The 13,286-nt window shown below is 53.7% G+C and carries 13 protein-coding genes and 1 pseudogene; 5 read left to right on the top strand and 9 right to left on the bottom strand.

The window, feature by feature from the left end:
• Positions 1-37: 37 nt before the first annotated feature.
• Both RGB73_RS14530 and RGB73_RS14525 read right to left on the bottom strand, forming a co-directional pair.
• On the bottom strand, positions 38-313 hold the full coding sequence (locus RGB73_RS14530; RefSeq protein ID WP_310773560.1) for a DUF2277 domain-containing protein: 276 nt from the start codon (positions 311-313) through the stop codon (positions 38-40).
• A 20-nt stretch (positions 314-333) separates the two neighbouring features.
• Positions 334-813 (bottom strand): SgcJ/EcaC family oxidoreductase, encoded by a 480-nt coding sequence (locus RGB73_RS14525; RefSeq protein WP_310773555.1) that lies wholly within the window; start codon positions 811-813, stop codon positions 334-336.
• Between the two features lie 139 nt (positions 814-952).
• Here RGB73_RS14525 and RGB73_RS14520 point away from each other — a divergent pair.
• A pseudogene (locus RGB73_RS14520) lies at positions 953-2,520 on the top strand (glutamate synthase-related protein).
• 16 nt (positions 2,521-2,536) lie between these two features.
• Here RGB73_RS14520 and RGB73_RS14515 read toward each other — a convergent pair.
• The 3 genes from RGB73_RS14515 to RGB73_RS14505 all read right to left on the bottom strand — a co-directional run bounded on the left by RGB73_RS14515 (position 2,537) and on the right by RGB73_RS14505 (position 5,662).
• A complete protein-coding gene (locus RGB73_RS14515) occupies positions 2,537-3,694 on the bottom strand; it encodes an MFS transporter (protein WP_310773546.1) in 1,158 nt (385 codons plus the stop codon).
• 154 nt (positions 3,695-3,848) lie between these two features.
• A complete protein-coding gene (locus RGB73_RS14510; protein ID WP_310773530.1) occupies positions 3,849-4,562 on the bottom strand; it encodes an aspartate/glutamate racemase family protein in 714 nt (237 codons plus the stop codon).
• A 2-nt stretch (positions 4,563-4,564) separates the two neighbouring features.
• Positions 4,565-5,662, bottom strand: a complete 1,098-nt coding sequence (locus RGB73_RS14505) for an isocitrate/isopropylmalate dehydrogenase family protein (protein WP_310773515.1) — start codon at positions 5,660-5,662, stop codon at positions 4,565-4,567.
• Positions 5,663-6,336: 674 nt separating this feature from the next.
• Between RGB73_RS14505 and RGB73_RS14500 the strand changes: the two genes are divergently transcribed.
• A complete protein-coding gene (locus tag RGB73_RS14500; protein WP_310773510.1) occupies positions 6,337-6,699 on the top strand; it encodes an ArsR/SmtB family transcription factor in 363 nt (120 codons plus the stop codon).
• 12 nt (positions 6,700-6,711) lie between these two features.
• Positions 6,712-7,224: an SRPBCC domain-containing protein gene (locus RGB73_RS14495; protein WP_310773497.1), complete on the top strand. Its 513-nt coding sequence runs from the start codon at positions 6,712-6,714 to the stop codon at positions 7,222-7,224.
• A gap of 76 nt (positions 7,225-7,300) precedes the next feature.
• On the opposite strand, the gene RGB73_RS14490 is transcribed toward RGB73_RS14495, so the two are convergent.
• The 4 genes from RGB73_RS14490 to msrA all read right to left on the bottom strand — a co-directional run bounded on the left by RGB73_RS14490 (position 7,301) and on the right by msrA (position 11,215).
• Complete coding sequence (locus RGB73_RS14490) at positions 7,301-7,822, bottom strand: hypothetical protein (RefSeq protein WP_310773492.1); 522 nt, start codon at positions 7,820-7,822, stop codon at positions 7,301-7,303.
• A gap of 126 nt (positions 7,823-7,948) precedes the next feature.
• Positions 7,949-8,884 carry a M15 family metallopeptidase gene (locus RGB73_RS14485; RefSeq protein ID WP_310773486.1) on the bottom strand — a complete coding sequence of 312 codons (936 nt, stop codon included), beginning with the start codon at positions 8,882-8,884 and terminating at the stop codon, positions 7,949-7,951.
• A 235-nt stretch (positions 8,885-9,119) separates the two neighbouring features.
• Positions 9,120-10,049 (bottom strand): bile acid:sodium symporter family protein, encoded by a 930-nt coding sequence (locus RGB73_RS14480; protein WP_310773469.1) that lies wholly within the window; start codon positions 10,047-10,049, stop codon positions 9,120-9,122.
• A 197-nt stretch (positions 10,050-10,246) separates the two neighbouring features.
• A complete protein-coding gene (gene msrA, locus RGB73_RS14475) occupies positions 10,247-11,215 on the bottom strand; it encodes a peptide-methionine (S)-S-oxide reductase MsrA (RefSeq protein ID WP_310773460.1) in 969 nt (322 codons plus the stop codon).
• A 162-nt stretch (positions 11,216-11,377) separates the two neighbouring features.
• On the opposite strand from msrA, the gene RGB73_RS14470 reads away from it, so the two are divergent.
• A complete protein-coding gene (locus tag RGB73_RS14470) occupies positions 11,378-12,394 on the top strand; it encodes a S66 family peptidase (RefSeq protein WP_310773447.1) in 1,017 nt (338 codons plus the stop codon).
• A gap of 25 nt (positions 12,395-12,419) precedes the next feature.
• A complete protein-coding gene (locus RGB73_RS14465) occupies positions 12,420-13,265 on the top strand; it encodes a nucleotidyltransferase domain-containing protein (RefSeq protein ID WP_310773442.1) in 846 nt (281 codons plus the stop codon).
• Positions 13,266-13,286: the final 21 nt, after the last annotated feature.

The raw sequence follows: 13,286 nt of genomic DNA, 5'->3' as shown, positions 1-13,286 counted from the left end.
GACCCTTCCATCTTGCCCGCTCCCCCTACACAACCGATCAAGCTCTCGAGCCAAACCGTTTGGCATTTCGTGCCCGGGCACGCTCGAGCTCCGTCTCGCGATTGCGAGGCTCGGCATTGGAGACCAGCGATTCCAGCAACTGTTTGGCGACGACTTCTACCTCATCGACAGCCTTCCGGAAGGCGGCCTCGTTTGCCTTCGACGGCTTTTGGAAGCCGGAGAGCTTTCGCACGAATTGGAGTGCGGCAGCATGGATCTCCTCATCCGTCGCAGGCGGATCGAAGTTGAACAACGTTTTGATGTTACGGCACAATTCTTATCCCTCCTCTCCACTCACTTGAGCAACGCCTGGAGCTCTTCGGTCATCGCCTCGACCATTTCCGGGCGACCGTGGAATTGTGCGGGTGTATTCTGAAAATGGACGACCCGCCATTCTCCCCCGCTCTTCTCCGCGACGAGGGTCTGGACCGCATTGAGCCCGGGTTCGATGTCAGTCTTTCCCGGCGGCACCATTCCTGCTATCGCCCGCAGCAAAGCCGCATCCGGTCCGATAAAACGCACTGAACGAACCTTCGTCACATACGGCGGCGTCGGATGGCTGGCGAAGATCGGCTGCAGATGTTCCTCGATGCCCTTCCGAGATTCTACTGTACTGCCGTCAAACCCGACCAGCGAACCGTCCGAGGCAAACGGGGCTGCCATCCTCTCTGCACTTCGCTCATTCCACCCTGCGATCAGCCTGGCGTACAGCGCACGGATCTGCCCCTCCTCTTCCAAAGGCGCTCCAGCTGGTCCATCGGTTTGGGTACTCATCCTTCATTCCTCCAGTCGAGCTAGCTTTTCCCCACATTATAGCAAAAGTCGCGTCCAAAACAGAATCAGCACTGGCTTTTTGTGGAAAGCTAATCGGGCTTCCTGTTTGTTCGAATGATCTCACAAGGGGGTTAACCGATTGATCCAGACTATTCTCCTCATCCTATTGCTTCTCATCGTTCTGGTGCCAATCGTCTTCTTCAGCTATATGTACGCCTTGTCCAAAAAGCCGAAGCATTCCATCATCCGCTCCCATCCATACCTGGGATGGCTCCGCTATCTGCTGGAAAAGCTGGGGCCGGAGTTTCGCCAGTACTGGTTTGACAGCGATACGGAAGGAAGGCCGTTCTCCCGGGACGATTTCGTCGGTCTCGTGCTTGCCTCGAAATACCGGACGGATCTGATCTCGTTTGGGGGAAAGCGGGATTACGACAAGCCAGGCTTTTACCTGTCGAATGCCATGTTTCCGAAATTGACGAGCGAGCTGAGGGTGGATAACGACAAAACGACTCTCGGAAAGAGATACGAGATTACCCACGAAGGGCTGTTTACCCGGAGGGAAAGATTCATCGAGGAGCAAGTCAAGCCATGGCTCTTGCACGATCAGGACGTTATCGTCATCGGAGAAAACCGACAGCATCCATGGCGGCTCAAAGGAATGTTCGGGGCATCGGCCACTTCGTTCGGGGCCGTCGGCGAGCATTATATTCAGTCGACAGGAACGGGAGCCCGCATGGCCGGAGGATCGTGGATCAATACGGGGGAAGGCGGGGTCGCAGACGTCCACCTCGAAACGGGAGCAGATATCATCTCGCAAATTGGACCAGGGCTGTTTGGCTTTCGCGATGATACGGGCCACTTCTCCATTGAGGAATACAAGAAAAAAGCGCAGCATCCAAACATCAAAGCGTTTGAATTGAAATTCCATCAAGGAGCGAAAATCCGCGGGGGGCATCTCGAGGGGATCAAAGTAAACGAAAAAGTCGCAGCCGCTCGCCTCGTCCCAGTAGGAAAAACGGTGAACTCGCCCAACCGTTTCGAGTTTCTGACCAACCCCGAGGAAGCGCTGCGCTTTATCGATACCCTGCAAAAAGAAGGCGGCAAACCGGTCGGCGTGAAGATCGTCGTCGGGGATCCGGGGCGGCTTGACCCGTTTTTCCAGACCATGCGCGACCTGGATATCTATCCGGATTTCATCACAGTAGACGGCTCGGAAGGCGGTTCGGGCGCGACGTTCAAAGCGATGGCAGACGGAATGGGTCTGCCGCTGTTTGCTGCCCTGCTCATCCTGGATGATGCGGCCCGAAAATTCGGCGTGCGTGACCGGTTCAAAATTTTGCGTCCGGCAAGCTCGTGACACCTGACAAAGTCGCCATCGCACTGTCGCTAGGGGCGGATTGCGTCAGTTCCGCACGAGGATTCATGATGGCCAACGGGTGCATTATGGCGCTGCAATGCCACACGGGAAAGTGCCCGACCGGGATCACGACGACAGACTCGAAATATCAGGAGGCGCTAGCCCCCGAAGAGAAGCAGTGGCGCGTGATGAACTACATTCTTCAGCTACGGGAAGGCTTGTTTTCGCTTGCGGCGGCTTGCGGACTGGAAAGTCCCCGGGAATTCACCCGCGAGCATGTGGTGTTTACGAATGCTAGCGGGCAAAGCATCCGCGTCATCGACATGTTTCCGTATCCGGAGCCTACGTAAGGACGCAAATCTGGCCTTAGCTCCCCGAGGAGATCGGCTCATCTGCCTTCCGGGCCTTTTCTTTCGTCAGGAAAGCCCCTCCCAGCAAAAACGCTCCACTGACGTAAAAGACCGCTACCAATCCGCCAAAGCTTCCCACTACCCCGAAAAACAGTGGGGCAATGAGCTGCGAGAGCCGGTTGGATGCCAGGCGCAGGCCGAGCACTTCACCTGTACGAGCTTTTGGCGAGGCATTGTAGGTCGTCGTCAGCGACAACGGCTGTCCGCAGCCAAGTCCCACTCCCATCACGGCACTGAGTACGAGCAGGATCCAGGCATTCTCGACAAAGGGAAACAGCATGAATGAAAAGCCCGCCGTGATGATGGAAAACAGCAGTACTTTGTCCCTGCCGGCTTTTTCCGCCAGTTGGGCTAAAAACAGTCGGACGGGTACCATCGCCAACCCTTGAATGGCCACGATCCACCCGATCATCGAGTCCGATATTCCCAAATGGCTTCCGTACAAAGGAAAATAGGCGACGAAAATATCGCGGGAGTACAGCACCAGCGCGCTTGTCGCCAAGGCCTTGCGCAGCAGGGGGATCTTCAGCAGCGTGAAGGAATGGCCCGCCTCCTTGGCGGCTTCCTTCTTTTGCACGGCCAGCTTCGGAAGCAGGAGCGAAAATCCGATCGGAATGACGCTGATCGCCACGGATACGAGAAACACGGACCCGTAGGAAATGTGCTCGGACATATACCCGCCGATGACGGGACCGATAAAGCTCGCCAGGGCGACGACCGTACTGAACACGCTGAAATAGTGATCGCGGTTTTCTTTTGTCGCGGCCTTTCCCAATACGTTCTGCAAGCAGACGTTGATAAACACGTGCGACACGCCTACGATCGCCTGCGACAAGAACAGCGACCACAGATTGGGAAACAAGAAAGGCAGAGCGAGCCCGACCGCGCACCCGATATTCGAGAGAAAGAGCGGGATGCGGTCTCCGAAGTAGTCGGCGATTTTCCCGGCGTGGATGGCAAACAGCAGCGGAAAAAAGGCAAAGGTCGCGGCCAGAATCCCGACCTGGAATGTCCCCGCCCCCAGATGGGAGGCAAACAGGGTCATGATCGGCCGGGACGCAAAAATCATAATCTGAAAGCCAAACGTGATGCAAAGCACATTGCGCAAAATCATTCTCGAATCACCTGGTTCTCTCTATTTGTACCAGCCTATTGTAAGTAAATTCAGACGAAATGAGAAATGGCAATCCTTTATGACAGTGATGCAAAAAGGGAATGCCAATCCGCCCGACGGAGAGTCTTCCGCCAGCTCCCCGGGGATGGATTGCCTATTTCCTAGTGAGATCCGCTTGCCTGCCTGAGCCGCCGCCTTCCATTGACAGCCGCTCCAGAATCGTCCGTATGCTGATGTCCGGACTGGTCAGCACAGGAACAGACGGCTGCACCGCAAAGCTGTCTAAAGCTCTCGCCATGGACATTTGCGCCAGCAGGACGATCTCGCAGGTGGCTGACAGCTCTGCCACCTTTTCCCGGATCAACGCATCGTGCCTGTCGCCGTCCCCGTTCTGCAAGGCGAAGAACGCCTCCGGAACAATCTCTGTCCGAACCTTGATCGTCTTCCCTTCATCGGCCGCCATCTGCTTCAACTGCTCTGTGGTAATCGGCCCCGCCGTCCCCACCGTAGCGATCACCCCGATACGCTCCGCTGCCTGCACCGCATACTCGAGCATGCTCGTATCAGCGCTAACCACCGGGGTAGAAAAGAGGCCGCGAATCTGCGGCACATACGGTGAAAACGACGAACACGTCAGCAGGATGCCGTCTACGCCGCTCTCTTCGGCTCGTTCGATCAGCGAAGCGAGCCTCCTGACCATCGCGGTGGTAATCATCCCGGTCTCGTTCAGCTCAAAGATGAGTCCCTCGTCCATGAAATGCAGCAAAGTCACTTGTGGAGCGTGTTTCCGAAACGCTTCACAGATCGGCTGCACCGAATTCATCGTAGCGTGAATTAGCCCGATCCGGATCGCTTTGTTCTCCGTCATCTTCAAACCCCCTTCTCCCCATTGCGCGGCGATTGTCGAATCCGCTGGATAATGGCCTCCGTGAATTCCGTAGTCGAAGCCGTTCCTCCCAAATCTGCAGTACAAATCCCTTCTTGCATGGTCACCGTCATCGCATTTTCCGCCAGACGAGCCACCTGGTACAATTCGCGGTCCTCGTGCCGCTCTGCGAGCCAATCCAGCAGCATTACGGTAGAGAGCAGTTCACCCACCGGATTTGCGATGTTTCTCCCGGCGATATCCGGGGCCGAGCCATGGGCGGCCTGTGCCATCGCCTGCTGATCATTCGTGTTGATCGAAGGGGCAAGTCCCAGACTTCCGACGAGTTCTCCGGCCAAATCGGAGAGAATGTCGCCAAACATATTCGTCGTGACGATGACGTCAAAATCTCTCGCGCGCCGCACCAGATGGGCTGCCATCGCGTCGATGTGATAATCTTCGACCGTCACTTCCGGATACTGCTTTCCGACTTCCCGGCATGTATCGAGAAACAGCCCGTACCCGAGCCGGATGACGTTGGCTTTATGGACAATCGTCACCTTTCGCCGCCGCTGCATCGCCATCCGAAAAGCTGCATGCGCAATTCGTTCCGCCGCCTTTCGCGTGAAAACGCCATTGACGATCGCGATATCCGGGTTGATCATGTATTCGCCCAGCCCTGCGTACATATTGCGGTCAGGGTAGAAGCCTTCCGTATTCTCCCGAAAAATGACCAGATCCGCTTCTCCGACAACGCTCTTGATCCCGGCCATCGTCTTGCTTGGGCGGATATTGGCATACAAATCGAAGTGATGGCGCAGTTCTCCGCTCGGATTGCGCTTTTCCCGATGCTCTGCCGGATACGAGGAGGAATCATGCGGCCCCATGATCCACCCATGGCATTTCAGCAATGCCTCCTTGGTCACGTCCGGAATCGGTTCGCCGTGCTTTTCGATGGCTTCCCATCCCATCGGCAATGATACAAAGTCAAAGGCGGTCGTGCCTGCATGCTCTGCGGCTGCCGCGATGATCGCTACGGTAGCCTCTACGATTTCGGGACCAATCCCGTCTCCCCTCAATACACCAATACGATACGTTGCCATGTCGAATCCCCATCCTTTTTTGCGATGTCCGTTGCTTGATATGGTAAAAATGTACGTCAAAAAGGCGGAAAAATAAAATAGCGGTTTTGAATGAGAAGGGATAACTTTTCGTTATGCGAAAGCAGGCTGTTTCTTCGGATAGTGCTTGCCTATCGGTGACGGAGCACGCCCGAACGTGGAAGCAGCCCCCTTCCTGGGATGGGACTGCACATTCGCATCCTGTACGCGTTCGCTGCCAATGCACGCGTTACGTTCTCAGCTTGAAAGGGATGGTTTGTCTGAGTGATTACATAATAAATATTACGTAAATTAACGGAACCGATTTGGGGAAGGGGCTGGATTTCATTCATTTGAAATTCCACAGGCTACCTCTACTTGATTTCTGGGCGAATTCGTCCGTTATGTCAACAGTCCGCCGCCCCTGCTCCCTAATGTTCCTAAGCGTGTAACGGATCGTACCTGTCCATCCACTCAGGAAAGAAGAGAGATCTGACAATCCTTCGTGATCGAAGAGCGGATTATCGCTTCCCGCCGAACTGTTTATCCAGGATTGCAAAAACATTCCTTGACAGGAATATTCCTTGTAAGTTATATTTAATGCAACAAAAAGATGACCCTTTTGGAAAAGGAGTTGAGACGCCCCCCAAAGACGATGACGTAAAGAGGTGAATGACATGTCAGGAAAACATCCGGACATGGACTCGACAACGCTGAGTGCATTGGCCGAACCGAATCGTATGAAAATTGTCGAGCTCCTGCGTGACGGTCCCCTGACTGTGGGGGAAATCGCTGAACGTCTTGGATTGAGACAGCCACAAGCCTCGAAGCATTTGAAGGTGCTTAGCGACAGCGGGATTGTGGAAGTTTCGGCCGAGGCCAACCGCCGGTATTACAAGCTACGCCCCCAGCCCTTCCAAGCATTGGATTCCTGGGTACAGTCGTTCCGGCGCGTGATGGAAGAGAGATTTGACAATCTGGACGAATATCTGCGGGAGCTGCAGAACAAGGAACCATCAACAAATCATGAAGAATCCTGAGGAGGAATTGCCATGTCAAAGAGCGCAATGGTTTCGAGAGTAGAGAACGATCGTGTGCTGGTGCTGGAGCGCGTTTTCGATGCGCCGCGTGATCTCGTGTTCCAAATGTTTAAAGAACCGGAGCATTTGAAGCGCTGGTGGGGGCCTAGAGGCTGGGAGGTTCCGGTGTGCACGGTCGATTTCCGTCCGGGGGGCGTCTGGCACTACTGCATGAAGTGCGTCGATCAGGACCAGGGCGAATTTTTCGGAATGGAATCCTGGGGCAAAGGCGTATACAAAGAGATTGTCGAGCCGGATAAAATCGTTTACACCGATTTCTTTTCGGATGCCGAAGGGAATGTGAACGAATCCATGCCTAGTACGGAAATCACACTGGAATTCATCGATCTGGGTGGCAAGACCAAACTGGTCAACCGTGCCGAATACGTGTCGGCAGAAGCTCTCAAATCCGTCATGGACATGGGCATGCTCCAAGGAATCACCGAAACATGGGACCGACTGGAAGAAAGATTGAACGAGCAATAGTAATGGAACGTGGCAGCGGCCGTCCGGCATTGATTCCGGGCGGCCGTTTCGCTTGCATTTCATGCAGTTGAATCCCCTACGGTTCACTCATCCCCTCTTCATCCAATAGAAGGAACTCTTCCTCCTTTACTTCGGAAGACTCCTTTCCCGCCCTGATTGTCACGATCTTGGCCTCCGCTTCCGTCGCGATGAATGTGACGATATGTACCTCGCTGATCTCAGCCCCTAACCGCTCCACACTTATCCATTGGTCGTACTGTTTGATACGGGAAAGAGGCTCCTCCAAGCCGTATCGCTTGACCAATTCAGCCTCGATTTCTTTGGTCAATCCGTCCTTGTATTCTTTTTGCACTTGTCGATCCAGTTTGTATTGCCGAATCAGTTCTTCATCTGTCTGGCCAATTCTCTTCCATACAGTTCCGTACCCTTTATTCACGAGAAAATCCCGCACATCCGGATGAAACATGATAAGCTCCCCCCGGAATCGCGTCAGCTTCGTTTCCGTATCACTCTGCTGGAATATCGCCCATTGCCCGGGCATACCAAGATCTTGAACTGTCGCGAGTACGAGAGCAAGCCCTAAAGCGATGACCATCATTTGCCTAATCTCCTGTTTGCGATATTGCCAATATTTTACAACAATATACGAAATAAAAAACTGTCTTTTACAGAGACCAGCCCCGTTCTGTCACAAACGATGACAAAACAGGGCTGGTTGCCGGTCCTATTCCTTTTTCTCCGACGACACCGGAGCGACGCCGAAATACTCTTCCAAAGTAATGCCTTTCTCGCTGATCGCCCGGGCGACCTCCGTGCCTACGTAACGCAGATGCCACGGCTCGTACATGTAGCCGGTGATCTCGTCTTTTCCTTCCGGGTAGCGGATAATGAAGCCGTATTCCTGAGCGTGCTGGGCCAGCCAGTTCGCTTCTTTGGTGCCGGCAAAGCAGCTCGTGGCCGCGCATTTTCCATCGCTTCCGGAGACATCGATAGCCAGCCCCGTCTCATGCTCGCTTGTCCCCGGCACAGCGCTGTACGTCCGTGCCTTCTCCAACCCATCTTTTTGAACGTAGCGGTTGAACAACGCCTTTTGATAGGCGTGCGACCTGTACGCAGAGACGCCGGCCAGTGACACGCCGTCTGCTTTTGCGGCTGCGAACAGCTTTTCGAGCGCTTCCGCCGCTTCTTTGCGCATTTGCCGTTTTTCGCTTTTCGCCGGCAGCAAATAAGGGACATTCGGATAGACCAAATCAGTCGGCTGATAATTGTCCGGAAGTTGGCGTTGCTTGTTTACAAGCACGGTCATGCTCTGGGGCTCCGCGACCACTTCCAGATCCGGCATCTTCTCCGACTCTTTCGATGGCGTGGACGGCTTCTTGGCAGCCTGTTTTTCCGCAGCTGGTTCTTTGCTCGCCGATGGCGTCTTCTCCGGGGCCTTCACAGGCGTCTTGCTCTCCTCTGCCGCTGGCTTTGAATCCGTCTCGGCGGGCTTCGAGGCTTCGCCCGTTGGCTGGCTCGGCTCGGTCTGTCCGGTCGGCGCGTTCGGAGCAGTCGACTCCGGCTGGTCAGGCGCTGTTGCACTGCTGCAGCCGGTCACCAGTACTGCTGCAGAGAAGAACAGGAGGAATTGCTTTTTCAAGGAGGGATGTAGGCTTCTCATCTTGTCGTTCCTTTCGAGCGGGCATGCAAGTTGCCCGTTTCGGATGTTTCGTAGCGGTTTACCCATAGCGTACGTAATCATTATGACATACATCCGGGCGTTTTCGTTACGTCTCCTTCTAACTTTTTCAGCGAAAAGGCAAGCCAACCGTATCATGATCGGCAGCAATCCGTCGAACAAAGAAAAACCTCGGTTCCCTCCAGCCATGTGGAGAAAAGCGAGGTCGGTTTTCGTGCTATTTTTCTTCTTTTTTCGCAAACCACGTCGCCAGGACTGACCCGGAAATGTTGTGCCAAACGCTGAAAATGGCGCTTGGTACAGCGGCGATCGGGTTGAAGTGCGCGGCTGCCAGGGCTGCACCCAGGCCGGAGTTTTGCATCCCGGTCTCCAGGGTCACGGCCTTTCTTTTCGCCAGATTCAAACCGAACAGTTTGGCGAAACCGTAGCCCAAGAGGTAACCAAGCACGTTGTGCAAAATCACGACAGCAAAGATGATCAGACCTGTCTCGAGAATTTTCCCTTTGTTGATGGCAACGACGATGGCTACGATCAGGACGATGGCAATGGTCGAAACGAGCGGCAATGCTTTCGCGCTGGCCGCCGCTTGTCTTTTAAACAGGGCCTTGACGATGACCCCCAACACGATCGGCACAATCACGACGGTCACGATGTCCATGAACAACGCCTTGGTGTCGATATGCATCCATTGTCCCGCGAGCAGCGAGATAAGGGCCGGTGTAGCCAGCGGCGCGATCAAGGTCGATACCGCCGCGATCGATACGCCGAGCGCCACATCGCCTTTGGACAAGTACGTCATGACGTTGGATGCGGTACCGCTCGGGCAGCATCCTACCAAAATGACCCCTACCGCAATATCCGGCGGAAGCTGAAGCGCGACGGCCAGAATAAAGGCGAGCGATGGCATGATCAGGTAGTGGCCGACCACCCCGATCACCACATGGACCGGACGTCGAAACACTTCACGGAAATCATCCGCAGACAGAGTCAGTCCCATCCCGAACATGATGATGCCCAGGAGCAAAGAGATGTACCCTTTCCCCCCTACGAACGCTTCCGGTAAGAAAAACCCTAGAATGGCAAATAAGATGACCCAGACGGAAAACGTTCCTCCTACAAACTTACTGATTTTTTCAACAGTACTCATGGCGACTCTCTCCACTCTCTATTTTGTCTGTGTTGAATTTTTTTCATTATACTGCACATCTTTTTACTATTCTATACTATTACACAATTCGCTCTATACTTATTGCCTATGCCGCGATAGTTTTTACCGAATCCTTCATTTTGCTTGACATACAAAAAAACCGCCTGCTCGCATCTTCAGAGCAGACGGCCAGACGGTCACTTTTCAAACAGGCGCAGGTATTCCCCAAACCCTTCCTCTTCCAGTCGGTCTTTCGGAATGAACCGGAGGGCAGCCGAGTTGATGCAGTAGCGGAGTCCCGTTTCGTCCGGGCCATCGTCGAATACGTGGCCGAGATGGGAATCCGCTTCCTTGCTGCGCACCTCCGTACGAATCATGTTATGGGTCAAATCGATATGTTCGGTTACGGCTTGCTGGTCGATCGGTTTCGTAAAGGAAGGCCAACCGCAGCCGGAATCAAACTTGTCCAACGAGCTGAACAGAGGTTCGTTTGACACGATATCGACGTAGATTCCTTCCCCCTTGTGATCCCAGAATTCGTTGGCAAAAGGCCGTTCCGTACCGTTGTTTTGCGTGACCTCGTATTGCAGCGGAGTCAGACGTTGCTTCAGCTCTTCTTGCTTCGCCCGATCCTTCCACGCTTCCTTTAAAAAATTCCCCCGCCCTGAAGCGGCTCGATAGTACTGATAGCGGAGCGGATTTTTTTTGTAATATTCCTGATGATATTCTTCCGCCGGGTAAAACGGCTGGGCCGGCAGGATCGGAGTCACGATCGGTTTTGAAAAGCGTCCGCTTTCTGCGAGACGCTGCTTGGACTCCTCCGCCAAACGCTTCTGGTTTTCATCGTGATAAAAAATGGCGGGTGCATACGATTGTCCACGGTCAGCAAATTGACCACCCGCATCCGTAGGGTCAATCTGCCGCCAAAACATCTCCAGCAGCTCCGCATAGGTGATGACAGAAGGATGGTAGGTAATCTGGACGGCCTCATAGTGTCCGGTCGTTCCCGAACAGACTTGTTCGTACGTCGGATTTTCGACGTTGCCTCCTGTATAGCCGGAAACGACCTTCTGAATGCCCGGCATTTTATCAAACGGGCTCACCATGCACCAGAAGCATCCGCCTGCAAAGGTAGCCAATTCAACATTCATGTTCGTATCGCTCATACGGTTTCGCCTCCTGTAGATCGGCTTGCTTTCGACTCTCGAGTTGATTGTACCTGTTTTGGAAAAAGAAAGTCCACCTCGCAACTGTCCAGTCCGTAACAAGAGGATTGCTTACGGGCCCAATTTTCCGTAAAATGCTGGTAATCAGAGAGAATGATAGGCATGATTCGATATCCGATAGCAGCGGCAGGGGCAACGATTGGGGTGACCGCGCCCTCTTCCGGTGTGAGAAAGGAACTGCATCATTTGCTGGAACAGGCAAGCAGCCGCATGGAAGCGATGGGCTTCAACGTCCTTTGCGGAGAAACCGCCTGGACGCAAAAGAAAGCCAAATCGGCTCCCGCTCCATGGCGAGCAGCCGAATTCAATCAAATGATGCACGATGAACGGATCCATCTGATCATCCCGCCTTGGGGTGGCGAGCTCCTGCTTGAAATCCTCGAGTTCATCGAATTTGAAAACATGCCGTGCAAGTGGATTCTCGGCTATTCGGACGTAAGTGCTCTACTCTTGGCCACTACCTTGAAAACGGGCATCGCGACCGCCCACGGTGCGAATCTCATCGATTTGCGAGGAGAGTACGCCGATCCCACAACGGTGATGTGGACTTCTGTCTTGGCGACGAAACCAGGTGAGTCGATCGTCCAGCATTCCTCACAGCTTTATCAAAAGGAATGGCAGCATGCGAATCCTTCCCCGTGTGTGTTTCATTTGACGGAACAAACATACTGGAGTGTCGCTCCACACTCGCGGGTCAGCATTCAAGGGCGCCTTCTCGGAGGGTGTGTCGACGTCATCCGGCATTTGGCGGGCACCCCATTCGGAGATGTCCGGCGCTTTCAAAAGGAAACGATTCGGCAAAAGCCGGTTTTGTGGTACTTCGAGAACTGTGAGTTATCCAAGACGGATTTGCGCAGGTCGCTGGTTCAAATGAAGCTGGCCGGTTGGTTCGATCACTGCAGCGGCGTTTTGTTTGGCCGAAGCGCTGCCAATCAGCCGGTTGACGATTATACGGCAGAAGATGTGTACCATGAACTTTCAGAGGAGTTGCAGGTTCCCGTCATCTACGATGTGGACTTTGGCCATGTTCCGCCGCAAATCACGTTGATCAACGGAGCCTGGGCCGAGGTAGCGGTGAGCGATGGCAAAGGGAGTGTAAAGCAAACGTTCAAGCCATAAGTTCATCGGGAAGGAGTGGGCAGGCATGAATGCTCCATTGATCATATCCAAGGTGCTGGATGCTCTGAAGCAGGTGGAAGGTGTACGTGCTCTGGTTCTAGGCGGATCAAGAGCAAGAGGGACAGAAAATCCCACCTCCGACATTGATATCGGCATCTATTATGACACGAATCATGGATTAAACATTGCCCAACTCGGGCAGGTAGCTTCCTTGTTGGATGACGAACATCGGGATGACCCCGTAACCGAAATTGGCGGCTGGGGGCCATGGATCAATGGCGGTGGTTGGCTGAAGGTGAATCAGATACCGGTTGATCTTTTATATCGTGATCTTGCGAAAGTGTCCGGCGTCATCGATCAGTGCCTCAAAGGGGACATCACTATCGACTACCAGCCCGGGCATCCTCATGGTTTTGTGAATTCGATCTACGTAGCGGAGGTAGCGTTGTGCAAGGTGTTATGGGACCCTTCCGGCATTGTTGGAGAAATGAAGTCCAGAATCACCCCATACCCGCTCGCTTTCAAGAAAGCGATCATCCAAAGATTTTTATGGGAAGCACTCTTCTCCCTGGAAATCGGAAAGAAAGGCATCTACAAAAAAGACTTGTCCTACATCGCTGGATGTTGCTTTCGATCAGTCTCCTGCCTGAACCAGGTGCTGTTCGCCCTGAACGAAACCTACTGGATGAACGAAAAAGGTGCGGTTGCCATCGCAGATTCCTTTCGTTTGGTGCCAAGCAGCTACTCGTCACGAATCCATACCCTCTTGACCTTCGACACAGAAGATCAAGCTGGTTTGGAGAAGTCTCTTGGTCTGCTGGGCGATCTGATCCAGGAAACAGAGGACCTGGTGAGTCGACAAGATCTGTGAACCGCCTTTTTTGCGAACAGC

It is taken from the genome of Brevibacillus brevis (genome assembly GCF_031583145.1).
In the GTDB taxonomy this organism is placed as follows: Bacteria; Bacillota; Bacilli; order Brevibacillales; family Brevibacillaceae; genus Brevibacillus; species Brevibacillus brevis_E.
Note: the sequence above shows the minus strand (reverse complement) of the source record. Positions and strands in the feature narration are given on the sequence as shown.

Coding starts and splice junctions, on each gene's coding strand:
- RGB73_RS14495 (WP_310773497.1), top strand. CDS start 6,712: ATGTCAAAGAGCGCAATGGTTTCGAGAGTAGAGAACGATCGTGTGCTG.
- RGB73_RS14480 (WP_310773469.1), bottom strand. CDS start 10,049: ATGAGTACTGTTGAAAAAATCAGTAAGTTTGTAGGAGGAACGTTTTCC.
- RGB73_RS14525 (WP_310773555.1), bottom strand. CDS start 813: ATGAGTACCCAAACCGATGGACCAGCTGGAGCGCCTTTGGAAGAGGAG.
- RGB73_RS14465 (WP_310773442.1), top strand. CDS start 12,420: ATGAATGCTCCATTGATCATATCCAAGGTGCTGGATGCTCTGAAGCAG.
- RGB73_RS14470 (WP_310773447.1), top strand. CDS start 11,378: ATGATTCGATATCCGATAGCAGCGGCAGGGGCAACGATTGGGGTGACC.
- RGB73_RS14505 (WP_310773515.1), bottom strand. CDS start 5,662: ATGGCAACGTATCGTATTGGTGTATTGAGGGGAGACGGGATTGGTCCC.
- RGB73_RS14510 (WP_310773530.1), bottom strand. CDS start 4,562: ATGACGGAGAACAAAGCGATCCGGATCGGGCTAATTCACGCTACGATG.
- msrA (WP_310773460.1), bottom strand. CDS start 11,215: ATGAGCGATACGAACATGAATGTTGAATTGGCTACCTTTGCAGGCGGA.
- RGB73_RS14485 (WP_310773486.1), bottom strand. CDS start 8,884: ATGAGAAGCCTACATCCCTCCTTGAAAAAGCAATTCCTCCTGTTCTTC.
- RGB73_RS14515 (WP_310773546.1), bottom strand. CDS start 3,694: ATGATTTTGCGCAATGTGCTTTGCATCACGTTTGGCTTTCAGATTATG.
- RGB73_RS14500 (WP_310773510.1), top strand. CDS start 6,337: ATGTCAGGAAAACATCCGGACATGGACTCGACAACGCTGAGTGCATTG.
- RGB73_RS14490 (WP_310773492.1), bottom strand. CDS start 7,822: ATGATGGTCATCGCTTTAGGGCTTGCTCTCGTACTCGCGACAGTTCAA.